This is a genomic window from Sphingosinicella humi, assembly GCF_003129465.1.
In the GTDB taxonomy this organism is placed as follows: Bacteria; Pseudomonadota; Alphaproteobacteria; order Sphingomonadales; family Sphingomonadaceae; genus Allosphingosinicella; species Allosphingosinicella humi.
The window spans coordinates 707,558-723,533 of the sequence record NZ_QFFF01000001.1 but is presented as its reverse complement, the minus strand read 5'-3'; the positions used below and the strand labels follow the sequence as shown (position 1 = coordinate 723,533).

The following is a 15,976-nucleotide window of genomic DNA, read 5'->3' as shown; positions in this document are numbered from 1 at the left end:
AAACGCGATATATGATTATTCGGATCGGATCGCGTCGATCGAGGGATGAGAGATGCGACTGACGCTCCATACCGACTATGCGCTTCGCGTCCTCATCTACGCGGGCACCCATGCGGACCGCCTGTGCTCAGTCTCGGAGATCGCCAAGGCCTATGGCGTGTCGCGCAATCATCTCGTCAAGGTCGTCCACGGTCTCGGCAGGGCGGGTTTCCTCGAAAGCGCTCGCGGACGATCCGGCGGCGTTCGACTGGCCCGGCCCGCCGCGAAAATCCGCGTTGGCGACGTCGTGCGTCACGCCGAGGACGGTTTCGATCTGATCGACTGCGGTCCTTGCCGCATCACCGGCGCGTGCCGCCTGCCAGGCATGCTGGGGGAGGCGCTCGCGGCCTTCGTCGGCGTCCTCGACCGCTACACGCTGGCGGACCTGGTGGAGCAGCCGGCCGAAATCAGGGCGATGCTCGCCGAGATCCAGGGCTTGCCCTCCGGCGCGTCAAGTGGCAGTGCGCGGGCGCTGCGCGAGGGCGCGGGCGCTTAGCTCAGTTGGTAGAGCATCTCGTTTACACCGAGAGGGTCGGCGGTTCGAGCCCGTCAGCGCCCACCAGCCGCGTCAGATCCAGCCGAGCAGCGCCAGCAGCACCAGCGTTCCGATCGCCGACAGGGCGAGCGAGGCGAGGCAGCCCAGGCGATTGGAAAAGAAGACGAACAAGGGCCGCTAGTTTCCGGCGTAAACCGGATCCCGGTCCAGGCGCCGGGGAAGCGGCTCGCCGTCGGCCACGAATTCCAGCGAGACGGAATTGAGGCAATAGCGCTGATAGGTGGGCGGCGGACCGTCCGGGAAGACATGCCCCAGATGCGCGTCGCACCGCGTGCATCGCACTTCGGTTCGGATCATGCCGTGGCTGGTATCGCGCAGCTCGCGGATATGATCGGGATCGAAGGGCTCGGTGAAGCTCGGCCAGCCGGTCCCGGATTCGAACTTGCTGCCCGATCGGAACAGCGGCAGGCCGCAGAGGCGGCAGGCATAGAGGCCGCCTTGCTTGTTGTTGAGCAGCGTGCCGCAGAAGGCGCGTTCCGTTCCCTGGTGGAGGATGATCTCGCGCTCCTCGTGCGTGAGGCCCTGGGCGAGCTCATCGCGCTCCGCCTCATCGATGGGAGCGATGTCGTAGCCGCTCGCGCTCTTCATGGTTGGATCCTTTCCAATGTGATTCGAGAACGGGCCGGTACCTGGCCGGTTCCGGTCAGAACGACCGGATCAGCTTCACGGCCACGGCGGCCCAGGGTGGATCGGTGACGACGAGCTGGCGGTGGCCGGAACCCAGCGGCAAGACGTGGAGCTTGCCGTCGTCGCGCCCGATCAGCCGTCCGAATAGATAGCGGCCGGCCGGGCGGGGGATGAGCACGTCCTTGTTGAGCGCCTGTCCGAACCGATCGGGGGCAAGGCGCGACAGCCAGATTTCATCGCCGCCGCGATAGTCGCCGACGCCCGCCGCGACCGTCATGGCGACGAGCCCGGCTTCGGTTTGCGGCGGAATCACAACGCCCTCCCGGCGGGGGGCATGCGCGCCGTCATGCTCCAATATGGCGGCGACCGGTATGTCTTCGCGATCGGGAAGCTTCACCAGGTCGGCGGCTTCCACGCCCAGCGCGCGGGCGATGCGGTTCAGCCAGCCCACCGAGACAGTCCGCGTGCCGGTTTCCAGGCGGCCGATCGTCTGCGGCGTGGTCGGCGGGTCGCAGCGGTCGGCGACGTCCTGCAGTGTCATCTTCTTGGCGCGGCGAACCTCACGAATACGGGTGATCATCATTGCCCCTCATGAACCCCAATGGTTATTTATCTTTCCTACACGCAAGCCGAAATGGCAAGTGCTTCCTTCAGCGAGTCGAAGGAGAGGGCGATGGCGGGGTTGAAAGCGAACCGGCTTTTGGTGGAGCGGGCTCTGCCTCAGGAAGGCGAGGCGCGTGGCCGCGGGAACGGGCCGCCGGCGCGATCGGTGACCGTCAATGCAGCCGAGTCCCCGCTGGGTTGGCTGCGCGCGCGCGGCCATGTGGACGCGCGGCAATTCGAGGCTGGGGAAAGACTGCGGGCGGATTGGGAGCGGGCGCGGCTCGCCCCCGGCATCACGATGAAATGGGACGCGGCGCCACTCGACAAGACGGCGCGCGGCGCGCCGGGCGGATACGACCCGACGATGGCGCAGATCGAAGCGAAGCGGCGTTTCGAAGCGGCTGTCGGCGCCGTCGGTCCGGGGCTGAGCGACATGCTGTGGCGAACGGTGTGCGCGGGTGAAGGCATGCGCGAGGCGGAACGGGCACTCGGCTGGCCCGCCCGCGCCGGCAAGCTGGTGCTGGGTCTGGCCCTCGACCGGCTGGCCGACTTCTACCGGATGCCGCCCACCGCCGGTCGCGGCGGACACCCTAACTCGCCAATGGAGGTTTAGGCGGCGGAAACGCCGTCAGCTGTGTTGCCTGGCGAGGTCCCCTTTACGCCGCATTCTGCTCCGGCCAGGAGGGACTTACCCGGTGACCATGGTTATGGAGGCCGGCGCCCATCAGGCCGGTATCGGTCAGCGCCAGCGCGGTCGCGCAGAAGCCGCACTCGGCCGAGAAGCGTCCGATGATCCAGTGCGAACGGCCGCAGCCGGGGCAGTAGTTGATCTCTCCCGCGCGGTAGACGGCGTGATAGCCGCGCAGCGCCGGATCATGTGCGAATGCCTGTTCCCCCTGCCGATGAATGATCGAGCCGAACATGTTTTTTTTCCTCCTGGTCCTTGTATATCACATCGAGCAGGTGCGACGAAGCGTTAGATTTCATCGTTGAGTTGAGCCATCTCCTTGTGGCGTTCCGGCCACAGCTTGCTGCGCCTCCTCCTTTCGATCGGTCATGACCTTCATCCAGGCAGCAGCCGCCCGCCTGTGTCTTTCGACGAAGCCGGCGGGCCGGTCGGCGGGGCGGATAGAAGGGCGACCAAGGATTCGATCGGCGCGACGAAGCGTTACGGCGGGAGGGGCTTGGCTCCGTGGCGGTGCTGGACGTCTAGAAACAGGGCCTAGCGGGAAGTGAGCCCCAGCGCGTCTCTCCGCATCCAGCGCGTCACCATCAGCACGGCGACGACGGCGAGGCCGAGCGCCAAGCCGGTCCAGATGCCGATCCCGCCCCAGCCCAGGCCGAAGGCGAGCGCGACGCCGCTTCCCAGGCCGATCACCCAGTAGCCGAGCGCCGCATAGATCATCGGCACGGTCGTATCGTGAAGGCCGCGCAGCATGCCGGCGCCGACCGCCTGGGCACCGTCGACGATCTGGAACAGCGCGGCGACGGCGAGGAAGGAGACGGCGAGGGTGATCACCTCCGCATTGCGTGGGTCGGTCTCGTCGAGGAAGCCGTGGACCAGGAGATAGGGGGCGGTGAGCATGAGCAGCGCCATCAGCGCCATGAAGCCCTCACCCAGCGCGAAGCTGGTCCAGCCGGCGCGGGCGATGCCGGCGGGGTCGCGGCGGCCGGCGGCGAGGCCGACGCGGACGGTGACCGCCTGGGCCAGGCCGAGCGGCACCATGAAGGAGAGGGCGGCGATCTGGATCGCGATGGCATGGGCGGCAAGCGCCGCAGTCGAGATGAGGCCCATCAGGAAGACCGCCGCGTTGAAGATGCTGACCTCCATGAAGAGGGTGACGGCGATCGGGAGGCCGAGGCGCCAAATCTCCCGGAAGCGCTCCCAATCGGCGCGCCAGAAGCGCCCGAACAGGCGATAGCGACGGAAGCTTCTGTGCCGGACTACGACGACCGCCAGGCCCACGAACATCAGCAGGTTGGAAAGTGCGCTGCCGATGCCGGCGCCGAGCAGGCCGAGCGCCGGAAATCCGAACGCCCCGAAGATCAGGCAATAGTTGAGCCCGGCGTTGAAGATCACCGCCACGCCGCCGACGATTAAAGACCAAATCGGCTTTTCCAGCGCCGAGATGAAGGAGCGCAGGATGAGGTAGAAGAAATAGGGGAGAAGGCCCCACATGACGGCGCGGACGAAAAGTGCCGCCTCGGCCGCGAGGTCCGGCTCCTGGCCGAGGAAGAGGAGGATGGACGCGGCCTGCCAGAGGAACATCCAGCAGGGGATGGCGACGGCGACGGCCGCCCACATCGCCTGTCGCACGGTGCGGCGGACATCGCGCACGGAGTGGCGGAAGCGGCCGAGCTCGCGCGCCATCATCGGCGCGGAAGCGGTGACGAGGCCGGTGCCGAAGATCAGGCAGGCGTTGAAGAGGTTGACGCCCAAGGCGCCGGCGGCGAGCGCGCGCGGCCCGACCCAGCCGAGCAACACGACGTCGGTCGCATGGATCGTAGCCTGGGCGAGGTTTGTGAGGATGAGCGGATAGGCGAGCAGCAAGGTCGCGCGCACCTCGCGGCGCCAGAGTCCGATTTCCGATATGGAGGTGCCCCTGAGCATCGGCGCGCTTTAGGGCCGGGCGGGCTCAGGTGAAAGCGTTCTCGGGCTTTCGCCTTGCGGTGGACCGCCGACGCAGGTGCTACAGCCTATCCATCGTCAGCCAGCGGCGGTCGCCGAGCCAGGCGCGCTCCAGCGCAGCGTCGGCGGCGGCGGCCTGGGTCGGGCGACCCTGGGCGCGCTCGGTGGCGGCGAGGCCGTAGAGGGCCCAGCCATTATTGGGTGCCTCGGCGAGCGCCTTCATGAAGGCATTGCGCGCTTCGTCGTAGCGGCCGGCGCGGTAGAGGGCTGCGCCGAGCGACTGATGGACCGGATAATACCAGAAGGGCGGCTCCATATAGGGCAGTTGGTCCTCGATCGCCGCGGCCTGCTGATAGAGACGGATCGCCTCGTCATAGCGGCCGGAGGCGTAGGCGAAGCGTGCCTGCGCGGCGGCGTCGGCGAGGTTCAGCAGGTCTCTCGCCGGAACGCCCTGGTCCATCATCGGCTGGAAGTCCTGGCCGTCGCGGATGGCTCGCAGTGCCGCCAGTTCGGCCCCGAAGCCGCGCCGGTCGCGCTCGCGGGCGTAGGCGGTGGCGCGGGCATAACGGCGCATGGCGGCGACATAGGGGAGGCGCTTGTCGGCCTCGCCCAGGGCGAGCACCGCGCGAGGCGGGGCGAACTGGGCATAGGCCAAATAGGGCGCCGCCGTGATCGGCTGGACCCAGGCCACCTTGGAGGCGAGCTCGGCATCGAGGATCGAGCTCAGGCGGCGGGCTTCCCGGATGGCTGTGCCCATGTCGCCGGCCATCTGGGCCGAGGTGACGATGAAATGCACATTATGGGGGTAGTAGCCGTAGCGATAGAGGCCGGACCCGCCGCCGCTTCGGAAGAAGGCTTCGTCGGCGCGGGCGGCGGCGACATTGGCCTTGATCGAATCCTGCCAGCGGCCGAGCCGGTAATAGATGTGCGCCGGCATGTGGACGAGATGCCCGGCGGCCGGGACCAGCGGCGCGGCCAGCCGGTCGGCGGCGGCCTCGGCGCGCTTCGGATTTATCGACGCTTCCATCAGATGGATCTGAAGGTGCGCCGCCTGGGGGTGGTCGGGACTGTGGGCGAGGACGCGGTCGACCAGCGCGATCGCCTCGCCGATGCGGCCCTTGGGCGTCCGCCCGTCCGCTTCCCAATAATCCCAGGGCCGCGTGTCCATCGCTGCCTCGGCGGCGAGGAGGGCGATCTGGTCGTCCTCGGGATAGCGCTTGGCCGCGTCCAGCATGGCGTTGGCGTAGAGCATATCGAGCGCCGGGCGGTCGGCCTCGGGATCGGCCGAGTAGCGGGTGGCGAGCGCGGCGATCAAGGCGCGCTCCGCCGGCTGGGCGCGGCCGGCCAGGGTTTGGGCCCGTTGCAGGGCGGCCATCGTCTCACCGAGGCTGCTCGCGTCCATCGGCGCGTTGATGTTGGGCCCGTGGGCCAGCGCCTCGCCCCACCAGCACATGGCGCAGCCGGGATCGAGCCGCTGCGCCTCGCGGAAGGAGCGGATGGCGGCGGCATGGTTGAAGCCGTAGGCGAGCGTCAGCCCCTGATCGAAATAGCGCTGTGCCAGCGGCTTGGACGTCGTGATCGGAAAATGGACTCTCCCCATGCCCTCGAGCAGCGGCATCGACGCGCTTCCCTCCGGCACGGCGGCGAAGGCGGCGTTGGAGGCGAGGAGCATCAGGCGCGATCGAAGCGTCGAAGCGCCCGGCCCCTTGTTCCCGCAGAGGGTCGCGGCCTGGCGCGAGGGATCGAGCCGGGCGAGGGTTTCGTCCGACATATCGGGGCCACCGCCGGGCGTGATGCTGATCAGCGCGCCGCCGGCAGCGGCAAGGGCGAGGCTTTTGGCGAGGCCGGTCATTCGCGATCTCCCACGAACGGCAACGCGAGGAACCCGGGCCGGCCGCTGCGCGGCGGGGGATCGGCCCGTCCACAGTATAGCAGAAGCGCTTCGGCCCCGCACCGCCCCGCGATCAGCGGCGGCGTTTCCTAAACCAGCTGCCGAGCGCGTGGAACGCGCCGAACAGGGCGAGGATGGCGCTGACGAAAAGGAAGAGACGCAGCGGCAGTCCGCCCAGGGTTCCGATGTGGAGCGGATAGAGGAGATTGTAGAGACGGGGGCCGGCACCGGCTTCGGGTTCGCTGGTGGCGGCGGTCGCGGTAGCGCTGGCCGGATCCCAACTGAGGGTGGAACGGCCGTTCGGGTGGCGCTCTTCAGGCTGGCGGAGGCGGAGCGTTACCGTGCCGTCCGGCTCCGCCGCCGGTATGTAGAGGCGCGGCACGGCCCTGGGGAAGCGAGCCTCGACCAGCGTCGCAAGCGTGCCGGGCTTCGCCGGCACGTCGATCGCCGGGTCCTTCGCGCCGAACGCGCCCGTCAGGACGGCGGTAGTCTGTTTGTGAAAGACGACGGCAGCGCCGGAGAAGGCGGCGAGGAACAGGGCCGGCGCCATCATGATGCCGATCGTCGTGTGGGCGGCGAGGTGAGAGGCGCGGGTCGGACGGTTGGCGCGGGCGTTGGCAAACCGCCAGCCGCGGCGCCACGGCCACCAGAGATAAAGGCCAATCAGCACCAGCCCGGCGATGGCGACGCCGAAGGCGCCGGAGACGATCTTCCCTGTTTCGCCGGCGAGCAGATAATGGTGCAGCTCGAACAGCCAGTCCATGGCCCGAACGAGCCCGAGACTATCCTCGAGCGGAGCGAGGCTGTTCGGGTCGTAGAGCGTGGTGCGATGGTCCGGCAGATAGACGGTGAAAGCGCGCAGGGTCTCATCCGGGAATCTGATCGACGTGAAGCTGCCGGGCTCCAGGTTGGAGGCGAGGCGCTGAGCCTGGGTGACGGTGTCGGCCGGGACGGGGCCGAGCTCCGAATGGGCGAGGGCCAGAATTTCGGGCTTGAAGAGAAGCAGCGTGCCCGTCGCCGCCGCCATCAGCAGATAGACGGCGGCAAACAGGCCGAAGGTGGCGTGGACCCAGCGGAGGATCGGGCGCACCGCCGATTTGCGCCTTGTTCCGCCATTCCCGGCAAGGCGGAAATCCAGACGGCGTCGGCGACTGGCGCGGCCTCGGGCTGGACTCTCGCTTGCGCGGGAATGACGGGGAAGGCTCGTCATCAGAACTCCGTGGAGTAGCCCAGCGTGAAGGTCCGGCCGCGGCCGGCGAAAAAGTCCTCGTCGAGAGTGGAGCCGGCCTGCCCGAAATAGGTGATATACTGCTTGTCGGCCAGATTCTGGACGGCGAAGCTCAAGGTCCCGAAATCGGTGCGGTAGCCGGCATGGAGGTCGAAGAGCGTATAGCCTTCGAAGTTGGCGGTGTTGAGGCCCGCCGCATTCTCGAAGTTGCGGTCGAACAAGGTCGCCGACTGCAGGCGGAAGGAGAGGGCGTCGTTCGACCAGCCGGCGTAAAGATTGAGGCGGTTGGGGCCGATGTTGATGGCGTCGAGATCGGCATCGAGGCGGCCGTCATTGTCGGAATCGACCTCGCCCTTCAGCACCGACAGGTTGCCGCCGACGCGGAAGCCGGAGCCGAGCGCCGCTTCCAAGGTCGCCTCCAGGCCTTCGACGCGGGTCTTCTGGCGCACCACGCTGAAAATTCCCTCCGCATCGGCGACGAGGCGCGATCCCTGGTTCGACTTGGAGATGAAATAGGCGAGCTGCGCGGTCAGGAAACCCTGGCTGACGGTAAGGCCGGCCTCGTAATTGTCGGCGATGACGGGCGACAGGGTGAGGAGATCGTCGACACTGGTATTCGGCACCTTGATGGCGCGCAGCACACGGCCGACATCGGGCACGGTATAGCCCTGCGAATAGCTCGCATAGGCGCTGACGCCATCGAGGAATTCGTAGATGGCCGAGCCGTTGAAGAGCAGCTCGTCGAAGCTGGGGCTGCCGCCGATGACCGGCGTCTCGACCAGATCGGGGCGGTTGCCGGCGATGCTGTTATAGTCGTCGACCTTCAAGATCGCATTCTCCCACCGAAGGCCGCCGGCGAGGGTCAGCCGGTCGGTCAGCGGCAGGTCAAGCTGGATGAAGGGCGCGATATTCTCATAGGTTGTCTCCGGCACCCAGAAGCGGCCGGTGTGGATCAGCGCCTGGCTGGTCGTGTCCTCGAGATAGTCGATGCCGCCGATCACGTCCGCGCCGGAGCCGGCAATGTCGGTGTAGCGCTGGGTGAGGCGGGCGCCGAGCTTCTCGGAGCGGTTCTGCGACTGGTCGAACAGGGTGCCGACGGGCGCGATCGCCGGGTCTTGGAAGATAGCGAAGCGGTCGCCGCCGAATGTCGACTTGAAATCCTGCCGGTAGAGCTGGCCGGTGAAGGTGCCGCCGAGGAAGGCGCGGTGGGTGTAATCGAGCGACATCGTCAGCACGTCGTTGAGCGGCGGCTCACCCTCTGGGGCGCCGCGCTGCGAGGTAACCGGGATACCGGCCGCGCGATCGCCGGATTCGGGATCGGTCGACCAGTCGCCGTCGCCCTCCAAATCGAACTTGTTGATGGTGAACTGAAGGCGCTGGTCGTCGGTCGGTTCCCAGCCGAACTTGCCGAAGAAATTGGTCTGCATGGAATCGGCGAGATCGCCCTGGGTCGCGTCAACGGCGATGGCGCGGCCATGGCCGTCGAAGAAAAGCCCCCGCTTGTGATAGCTGGCCGAGCCTAGGAAATCGAAGTCGCCGAAGCGCTTGGAGGCGTAGACGCCGGCACGATGCTCGAAGCCGTCGTCGCTGAAATCATCAGCGGCGGTGACGGCGGTCTCGATGCCGACGGTCCATTCACCGGACCGATCGGGCTTGCGAGTGACGAAATTGACGATGCCGCCCGTCGCCCCCAGCCCCTGGATGGCGTTGGCGCCGTTGATCACCTCGACCCGCTCGACGGCGATGAGGTCGATCGTGTAGCCGTCGCGCGACCCGTTGCGGAGCGGGTTCGACTGGGGCACGCCGTCGATCAGATAGAGCGGGTCGCGGCCGCGGAAGGATTCGCCGAAGCCGGAAAGCTTCTGCCGGCTGGGCGAGAAGCTCGGCACCAGATTGGCGAGGAGCGAAGAGGTGTCGGTGGCAATCAGCCGCTGCTGATCAATCTCCTCCTCGTCGATGACGGTGACCAAGGCGGGGATGGAGTTCAGGGGTTTCTCGGCACGCATTGCGGTGACGATGATGGAGCCGTCGTCTCCCCTTTGGGCCGTGTCCTGAGCGTGGGCAGCGGCGGGAAGGATGGCGATCAGGGCGGCGGACAGCAGGAAACGGGACAAGGAAACCCCCATGCGATTGCAAGTCATTCTCAATAGCCCCCATAGGGACTGCCATCGCGCTGTCAACAGGGTTGTCGGGAGCGTTCGCGTTGCATATGAAAACCGGATCAGGGAGGCCGTTTATGATCGTCTACGGATCGTCACTATCGCCGTTCGTCCGCAAGGTGCTGGTTTACGGGGCAGAAAAGGGAATCGAGCTGGAGCTGAAGCCGACCCGGCTCGGATCAGACGAGGCCGAGTTTCGCGAAGCCAGCCCGTTCGGCAAGATCCCGGCCTTTCGCGACGGTGATTTCACCCTCGCCGACTCGACTGCAATTGTCACCTACCTTGAGGCAATCAAGCCCGAGCCGGAGTTGGTTCCGACCGAGCCGAAGGCTCGTGCCCGTACAATCTGGTTCGACGAATTTGCTGATACCATCCTTTTCGGCTGCGGGAGCAAGATGTTCTTCAACCGTATCGTTGCGCCGCGCTTCCTCGGGCGGGCGGGCGACCTGGATGAGGCGGAGACCGCGGAGCGCGAGGAGTTGCCGCCGATCCTCGATTATCTCGAACGGACCATCCCCGACAGCGGCTGGCTGGTCGAGGACCGGCTGACCCTCGCCGATATTTCGGTTGCCAGCCCCTTCGCCAATTTCCGCCACCTCGGCATCGATGTCGATGCGACGCAACGTCCGAAGCTCGCCGCTTTCGTCGACAATATTCTGTCGCGGCCGAGCTTCAGCGGCTGGTTGGAGCGCGAAACGGCGTTTCTGGCTCGGACGGCGTAGAGGCCGTGGCCGGAGGCGATTCCTTCCAGGAAGGATAGCGCCGGGCCCGCCGCGCTCGGACATAATAAAGACGAACGGCGATCGTCGCACCGACAAGGACGAGGATAAGCAGATACGCTACGACAGTTCTCAGTTCCATGCGTCGGTAACGAGCCGCGGCCCTTAATGTGCCTGGCCTTCTTGGCCGCTCGCCGCGCCAAGCGCTCGAACGGCCCCGAAACGTTTCTCCGCCGACGTCGGCACCCTAGTAGTTATAGTCGTTCGGTTGAGCGCAGGCGGCGCGATCGCCGGCCCGGCAGGCACGAACGCGCTCGAGCCAGATGGCATGGTTGCGCTCGGCCTCCCGTTGCGTCCGCTCGAGCTCGGCCCGATAGGCGGCCTCGGCTTCGGCGATAGCGGCCTCGCGTTCGGCGAGGCGCTGCTCATATTGGGCCTGCGCCGCTTCCAGCGCTCGTTGACGGGCAGCCTCGCGTTCGGCCCTCGCCCGGTCGAGGGCTTCGAGCCGCGCGCGCTCGGCCGCTTCCCACTGCGCCTGGCGCTCGGCCTCGGTGAGCTCGGGCGGCGCCACGGCCTCCTTCTCTCCGTCCAAGACGTCCTCCTCTTCGCCCAGGACGACGTCGCCGATGATGGCTTCGGTCTCGCTGACGCCTTCCGCCTCCTCGGGCGGCGGCGTCGGCGGACCGAACGGCGTGTCGATGCGCGACGGGGGCAGCGGCGTCGTGCCGATACCACTGGGCGGCACCGGCTTGTGCGGGACCGGCTCGGGCGGAGGCGGCGGCTCGGGCTGGGTCGCTTCCTCGATGGACTTCCAAATGTCGCCGAGCGGCTCGTCGCGCGATTGCGCCGCCAGCGGAGCTCCGAGCGAAAAGCCGAGAAGCAGGACGAGAGGCAAGGATCGGATCGTGGCGTTGACAGTCATCAAGCTTCAATGTCCCGCTGCGAAGAGAGTTGCGGGTCTAGAGCGTCGGCCCTGAACGAGTCCTTTCCATAGCCCTGGTCCCGTCCGGAATGGAAGGCGTCGATCAACTTGCTGAACTGGGTGGCGGCGGGTGGGCCGGCCTGGGCCCACGCGCCTTGGGATCTCAGCATGGTTGACCTCCGCCTAATTCTTTTGTCTTTGACGCTTACGTAATGGAGAGCAGCCGCATGGCCGACCTGGAAACGTTCCGCCGCGAAGCCCGCGCCTGGCTGGAGGCGAATTGCCCGGCCGAGATGCGCGAGCCGGTGCGGGACGAGAGCGACTATTGCTGGGGCGGGCGCAATCCCCTGTTTAAAAGCGACGCGCAGAAAGCCTGGATGGAGCGGATGGCGGCGCGGGGCTGGACCGTGCCCGACTGGCCCAGGGAGTATGGCGGCGGCGGCCTCTCGCCCGCCGAAACCAAGGTCCTGCGCCAGGAGATGGCGGCGGCCGGCGCGCGCAATCCGCTGATGAGCTTCGGCATTTCGATGCTCGGACCGGCGCTGCTCAAATATGGCACCGAGGCGCAGAAGAAGCGCTTCCTGCCGGAGATCGCGCGCGGCGAGATACGCTGGTGCCAGGGCTATTCCGAGCCCAATGCCGGCTCCGACCTCGCCAGCGTCGCCACCAAATGCGAGGACAGGGGAGATCATTGGCTGGTCAACGGCCAAAAGGTCTGGACCTCCTATGCCGACAAGGCGGACTGGATCTTCTGCCTGGTGCGCACCGATCCCGAGGCGCCCAAGCACAAGGGGATCAGCTTCATCCTCTTCGATATGCGGACGCCCGGCGTCTCGACGAAGCCGATCCTGCTCATCTCCGGCAATTCGCCCTTTTGCGAAACCTTCTTCGACGACGTGAAGGTGCCGAAGGATCAGGTCGTCGGCGAGGTGAACAAGGGGTGGGACGTCGCCAAATATCTCCTCGGTCACGAGCGCGAGATGATCAGCGGCATGGGGCTCGGCGGCACCGGCGAGAGCTTGGGCGCGGCGCTGGCGGAGCGGCTGAAGGACGATCCGATCCTTCGCGCCGATGTCGCCCGCTTCGACGTCGACGCCATGGCGTTCCGGGCGATGTCGGAGCGATTCATCGACGAGTTGAAGGCGGGGCGGGCGCATCCCGCGCAGCCGTCGATAATGAAATATGCCGGCACCGAGCTCAACAAGGCGCGGCACGAGCTGATCATGGCCGCGGGCGGCTCGGGCGCGCTCGAATGGGAGAGCGAGCGCTCGAAGGGTGGCAAGGCGCCGCGCGAGTGGCTGCGCACAAAGGCCAATTCGATCGAGGGCGGCACCAGCGAAATCCAGCTCGGCATCGTCGCCAAGCACATATTGGAGCTGCCGGGGACGTGATTTTTCCCGTCATTCCGGCCAAGGCCGGAATCCAGACGGCGGATGGATACAAAATAGTATGGACCCCGGCTTTCGCCGGGGTGACGTGGAGGGATCGACACTTGCCGCTCTACCTTACCGATGACCAGGCCATGCTCCGTGATACGGCGCGCGAGTTCATGGCGGCTGAAGGGTCGATCGCGAAACAGTATCGCAAATATCGCGACATGAACTGCAAGGACGGCTTCGGCCATGCCTTGTGGAAGCAGTTCGGCGAGATGGGCTTCACCGGCATCCTGATCGACGAGGCCGATGGCGGGCTGGGGCTCGGCCATGTCGAGGCCGGGATCGTGCTGGAGGAGATCGGGCGCAACCTGACGCCTTCGCCTTTCCTGGTCACGGCGGTCGCCGTGGTCGAGGCGCTACGCGGCACCAGACACGGCGAGCGCTGGTATCCGGGCATTCTCGCCGGCGAGACGGTGGCGGCGCTGGCGGTCGACGAGGGGTCCAAGCATCGGCCGGAAGCGATCGCCATGACCGCCGAGCGGTCGGGGAACGGCTTTCGTCTCAGCGGCCGCAAGCAGTTCGTCGTTCAGGGCGCTTCGGCGGATGTCTTCGTCGTTGCGGCCGACACGACGGATGGGCTGACATTGTTCTCGGTCGAGAAGGGGACGAAGGGGCTGGAGATCGAGGGCGTGCGGCTGGCCGACGCCAGCATCGGCGCGCGGCTGGAGTTCGATCGGGTGGAGGTCGATGCCGACGCGGTGATCGGCGAGGTCGGGCGAGGCCGGGACGTGCTCCGGCGGGTGCTGAACGCCGGCCGGGCGGGCGCCGCCTCGGAGCTGGTCGGTGTCGGATCGCAGGCGATGGCGATGACCGTCGATTATCTGAAGCAGCGCAAGCAGTTCGGCCGGCTGATCGGTGAGTTCCAGGCGCTGCAGCATCGGGCCGCACATCTCTATTCGGAACTGGAGATCGCGCGCGCGGCCACTCTGAAGGCGCAGCAGTTGCTGAGCGAAGATGCCGAAGAGGCCGATATGATGGTGTCTGTCGCCAAGGCCAAGTCCGGGCAGGCCTCGGCGCTGGCGGTGCAGGAGGGGGTGCAGATGCATGGCGGCATCGGCATGACCGACGAATATGACATCGGACTCTACATGAAGCGGGATCGCGTGCTGAACGAGCTGTTCGGGGATGCGAGCTATCACGCCGACAAGGTGGCGCGGCTGAACGGTTATTGAGGCTGAACCAGCCGGGTCGTCCTCGTCATCCCGGCGAAAGCCGGGATCCAAGAACACCTCGGCTGGGAAAGTAGCACGAAAGGCCGAGCCTTCCTGAATGCAGCAGTGTTCTTGGGTCCCGGCTTTTGCCGGGATGACGGCAGCTAGAACTTCGGCCCCACGTCCCGGCCGGGGAAGCGCTTGTCGATCTGCTGGATCAGCTTGTCGGCTTCGTCAGGCTTCACCGCCCGCAAGATCTCGTCGAGCTTTTCCTCCAGCCGGTCGTCCTCCTCCTTCGATTGGGGCGAGCCAACGAACAGGAAGAAGGCGAGGCCGCAGACCTGCCACATCAGTTGCAGAAATTCCGACTGCCAATTCTCCAGCGTGTCCCGCATCATTTCGGTGAAATAGCCTGCGAACTCGATCGGTTCGCCGTGCGCCTGCTGTTCGGAGACATAGGCCGACCAGCCGAACAGCCAGTGTCCGATGAGCGAACCCAGGAACAGGATCAGGGTGATCCAGAGATAAGCATATTTCTTCCATGCCGACATGGTGAGCCTCCTCGGCGTCGATAACGGCAGCGAAAGGAACCGGTTCCGGCCACCCCCGTTCTGGCTCTGCAACGAGAATGGAAAGCCTGATGGCCAGCCAGGTCGGCGTCGATGCCAAGGATGCTAACCGCGATTATGCGGTCGGACTCGCTCGCGCGTTCGGCGGCGCGATCATCTTTGGCCTGCCGATGCTGATGACGATGGAGATGTGGTTCCTCGGCTTCTACATCGAGCGGGAACGGCTGCTCCTTTTCCTGGTGCTCAACCTGCTGATGCTGGTCGGACTCTCCCGCTTCGGCGGCTTCGAGCGGACGGAAAGCAGCTTCGACGACATCCTCGACGCCTTCGCCGCCTACGCGGTCGGCGTGATCGCCTCGGCGGCGGTCCTGTTCATCTTCGGCATCCTCACGACCGACATGCCGTGGACCGAGATCGTCGGAAAGATCGTAGTGCAAAGCGTGCCTGCGAGCTTCGGTGCGATCATCGCGCGCAAGCAGTTGAGCGGCGGCGCCGAAGAACGCGACGATGAAGAGGAGGAACAGGAGGCGCTGGAGCAGGCGAGCTATGGCGGCGAGCTGTTCCTGATGGCGGCGGGCGCGCTGTTCCTCGCTTTCAACATGGCGCCGACCGAGGAGATGATCCTGATCGGCTTCAAGATGTCGCCTTGGCACGGCATGGCGCTCGTGCTCTTCTCGATCCTTCTCCTCCACGGCTTCGTCTATGGCGTAGGCTTCGCCGGCCAGGAGCAATCGCCGGAGGGGAAGGGGTTCCGCGCCCGCTTCCTCGGCTACACGATCGCCGGCTACGGCATCGCCCTGCTGGTCAGCCTCTATGTGCTGTGGACGTTCGGCCGCACCGACGGTGTCAATTTAAGCCAGATCGCAACGATGACGGCGGTGCTTGGATTTCCGGCGTCCGTCGGCGCAGCCATCGCGCGGCTGGTCGTTTGAAGGAAATATCGTGGCCGAGGACCGAAAGACCGGACGGAAGAGCAGGCGAGGCGGAGCTCATCCCGACACGCCGGCGCTGGAATGGATCGCAGCCGCCATCGGATTGGTGCTGACCTTGGCGATCCTGGGCGCGATGGCCTGGGAGGCCTGGGTCGGCAGTGGCGACCGGCTGCCCGCCATCGAGGCGCGGATCGAGCGGATTGTGCCCGCCGGCACCGGCTATGTCGCGGAGATCGTGCTCGACAACCGCTCGCCATCGACCGCGGCCGCGGTGGAAGTCGAAGGCGAGCTGACCAAGAGCGACGGCACGACGGCGACGAGCACCGCGACCATCGACTATGTGCCGGGCGCCTCGGTTCGGCGGGCAGGCCTGGTCTTCACCGACGATCCCCGGCGCGGACGCCTCGAGATTCGCGTGCTGGGCTATTCCGAGCCCTAAAGCATGATTTTCCGATACCGAGCACGCCGGTCATTGCGAGGAGCGAAGCGACGAAGCAATCCAGCCTCGCGGCAGG

The 15,976-nt window shown here is 66.4% G+C and carries 16 protein-coding genes and 1 tRNA gene; 8 read left to right on the top strand and 9 right to left on the bottom strand.

Translation table 11 applies throughout. From position 1 onward, the window contains the following. Window positions 1-52: 52 nt before the first annotated feature. The gene (locus DF286_RS03645) at window positions 53-535 is read left to right on the top strand and encodes an Rrf2 family transcriptional regulator (protein WP_109270201.1); all 483 of its coding nucleotides are present in this window, start codon (window positions 53-55) and stop codon (window positions 533-535) included. Beyond that, a tRNA-Val gene (locus DF286_RS03640) sits at window positions 526-601 on the top strand. Before DF286_RS03645 ends, DF286_RS03640 begins: the two co-directional genes overlap by 10 nt. A gap of 111 nt (window positions 602-712) precedes the next feature. Here DF286_RS03640 and msrB read toward each other — a convergent pair. Then, complete coding sequence (gene msrB / locus DF286_RS03635) at window positions 713-1,183, bottom strand: peptide-methionine (R)-S-oxide reductase MsrB (protein WP_109270200.1); 471 nt, start codon at window positions 1,181-1,183, stop codon at window positions 713-715. A 55-nt stretch (window positions 1,184-1,238) separates the two neighbouring features. Further along, window positions 1,239-1,802: a helix-turn-helix domain-containing protein gene (locus DF286_RS03630; protein ID WP_109271980.1), complete on the bottom strand. Its 564-nt coding sequence runs from the start codon at window positions 1,800-1,802 to the stop codon at window positions 1,239-1,241. Window positions 1,803-1,895: 93 nt separating this feature from the next. Between DF286_RS03630 and DF286_RS03625 the strand changes: the two genes are divergently transcribed. Next, a complete protein-coding gene (locus DF286_RS03625) occupies window positions 1,896-2,438 on the top strand; it encodes a DUF6456 domain-containing protein (protein WP_109271978.1) in 543 nt (180 codons plus the stop codon). A 43-nt stretch (window positions 2,439-2,481) separates the two neighbouring features. Here the strand turns inward: DF286_RS03625 and DF286_RS03620 are convergent, their stop codons facing one another. The 5 genes from DF286_RS03620 to DF286_RS03600 form a co-directional block, all read right to left on the bottom strand. Further along, window positions 2,482-2,748, bottom strand: a complete 267-nt coding sequence (locus DF286_RS03620) for a hypothetical protein (protein WP_109270199.1) — start codon at window positions 2,746-2,748, stop codon at window positions 2,482-2,484. A 299-nt stretch (window positions 2,749-3,047) separates the two neighbouring features. Further along, window positions 3,048-4,436, bottom strand: a complete 1,389-nt coding sequence (locus DF286_RS03615; protein ID WP_109270198.1) for an MATE family efflux transporter — start codon at window positions 4,434-4,436, stop codon at window positions 3,048-3,050. Window positions 4,437-4,515: 79 nt separating this feature from the next. Next, window positions 4,516-6,306 carry a tetratricopeptide repeat protein gene (locus tag DF286_RS03610; protein ID WP_109270197.1) on the bottom strand — a complete coding sequence of 597 codons (1,791 nt, stop codon included), beginning with the start codon at window positions 6,304-6,306 and terminating at the stop codon, window positions 4,516-4,518. A 112-nt stretch (window positions 6,307-6,418) separates the two neighbouring features. Next, window positions 6,419-7,435, bottom strand: coding sequence for a PepSY-associated TM helix domain-containing protein (locus DF286_RS03605; protein ID WP_158274614.1), 1,017 nt, complete (start codon window positions 7,433-7,435; stop codon window positions 6,419-6,421). Window positions 7,436-7,554: 119 nt separating this feature from the next. Next, complete coding sequence (locus DF286_RS03600; protein WP_158274613.1) at window positions 7,555-9,687, bottom strand: TonB-dependent receptor; 2,133 nt, start codon at window positions 9,685-9,687, stop codon at window positions 7,555-7,557. A gap of 122 nt (window positions 9,688-9,809) precedes the next feature. On the opposite strand from DF286_RS03600, the gene DF286_RS03595 reads away from it, so the two are divergent. Beyond that, window positions 9,810-10,454, top strand: a complete 645-nt coding sequence (locus tag DF286_RS03595) for a glutathione S-transferase family protein (RefSeq protein ID WP_109270194.1) — start codon at window positions 9,810-9,812, stop codon at window positions 10,452-10,454. A gap of 244 nt (window positions 10,455-10,698) precedes the next feature. On the opposite strand, the gene DF286_RS03590 is transcribed toward DF286_RS03595, so the two are convergent. Further along, a complete protein-coding gene (locus DF286_RS03590; RefSeq protein ID WP_109270193.1) occupies window positions 10,699-11,373 on the bottom strand; it encodes a hypothetical protein in 675 nt (224 codons plus the stop codon). 227 nt (window positions 11,374-11,600) lie between these two features. Here DF286_RS03590 and DF286_RS03585 point away from each other — a divergent pair, with 227 nt between their 5' ends. Both DF286_RS03585 and DF286_RS03580 read left to right on the top strand, forming a co-directional pair. Then, a complete protein-coding gene (locus tag DF286_RS03585; RefSeq protein ID WP_109270192.1) occupies window positions 11,601-12,764 on the top strand; it encodes an acyl-CoA dehydrogenase family protein in 1,164 nt (387 codons plus the stop codon). A gap of 101 nt (window positions 12,765-12,865) precedes the next feature. Next, window positions 12,866-13,981 (top strand): acyl-CoA dehydrogenase family protein, encoded by a 1,116-nt coding sequence (locus DF286_RS03580; protein ID WP_109270191.1) that lies wholly within the window; start codon window positions 12,866-12,868, stop codon window positions 13,979-13,981. Window positions 13,982-14,124: 143 nt separating this feature from the next. Here DF286_RS03580 and DF286_RS03575 read toward each other — a convergent pair whose 3' ends face one another. Beyond that, window positions 14,125-14,511 carry a DUF6766 family protein gene (locus tag DF286_RS03575; RefSeq protein WP_109270190.1) on the bottom strand — a complete coding sequence of 129 codons (387 nt, stop codon included), beginning with the start codon at window positions 14,509-14,511 and terminating at the stop codon, window positions 14,125-14,127. An 89-nt stretch (window positions 14,512-14,600) separates the two neighbouring features. On the opposite strand from DF286_RS03575, the gene DF286_RS03570 reads away from it, so the two are divergent. Both DF286_RS03570 and DF286_RS03565 read left to right on the top strand, forming a co-directional pair. After that, entirely contained in the window at window positions 14,601-15,461 is an 861-nt protein-coding gene (locus DF286_RS03570) for a TIGR02587 family membrane protein (protein ID WP_207789994.1), read from the top strand. A 10-nt stretch (window positions 15,462-15,471) separates the two neighbouring features. Next, window positions 15,472-15,900: a hypothetical protein gene (locus DF286_RS03565; RefSeq protein ID WP_109270188.1), complete on the top strand. Its 429-nt coding sequence runs from the start codon at window positions 15,472-15,474 to the stop codon at window positions 15,898-15,900. The last annotated feature ends 76 nt before the right edge of the window (window positions 15,901-15,976 follow it).

Excerpts from the sequence above, each read along its gene's own strand:
- DF286_RS03625 (WP_109271978.1), top strand. The coding sequence starts at position 1,896 with ATGGCGGGGTTGAAAGCGAACCGGCTTTTGGTGGAGCGGGCTCTGCCT.
- DF286_RS03595 (WP_109270194.1), top strand. The coding sequence starts at position 9,810 with ATGATCGTCTACGGATCGTCACTATCGCCGTTCGTCCGCAAGGTGCTG.
- DF286_RS03645 (WP_109270201.1), top strand. The coding sequence starts at position 53 with ATGCGACTGACGCTCCATACCGACTATGCGCTTCGCGTCCTCATCTAC.
- DF286_RS03585 (WP_109270192.1), top strand. The coding sequence starts at position 11,601 with ATGGCCGACCTGGAAACGTTCCGCCGCGAAGCCCGCGCCTGGCTGGAG.
- DF286_RS03575 (WP_109270190.1), bottom strand. The coding sequence starts at position 14,511 with ATGTCGGCATGGAAGAAATATGCTTATCTCTGGATCACCCTGATCCTG.
- DF286_RS03610 (WP_109270197.1), bottom strand. The coding sequence starts at position 6,306 with ATGACCGGCCTCGCCAAAAGCCTCGCCCTTGCCGCTGCCGGCGGCGCG.
- DF286_RS03590 (WP_109270193.1), bottom strand. The coding sequence starts at position 11,373 with ATGACTGTCAACGCCACGATCCGATCCTTGCCTCTCGTCCTGCTTCTC.
- msrB (WP_109270200.1), bottom strand. The coding sequence starts at position 1,183 with ATGAAGAGCGCGAGCGGCTACGACATCGCTCCCATCGATGAGGCGGAG.
- DF286_RS03620 (WP_109270199.1), bottom strand. The coding sequence starts at position 2,748 with ATGTTCGGCTCGATCATTCATCGGCAGGGGGAACAGGCATTCGCACAT.
- DF286_RS03570 (WP_207789994.1), top strand. The coding sequence starts at position 14,601 with ATGGCCAGCCAGGTCGGCGTCGATGCCAAGGATGCTAACCGCGATTAT.
- DF286_RS03630 (WP_109271980.1), bottom strand. The coding sequence starts at position 1,802 with ATGATCACCCGTATTCGTGAGGTTCGCCGCGCCAAGAAGATGACACTG.
- DF286_RS03615 (WP_109270198.1), bottom strand. The coding sequence starts at position 4,436 with ATGCTCAGGGGCACCTCCATATCGGAAATCGGACTCTGGCGCCGCGAG.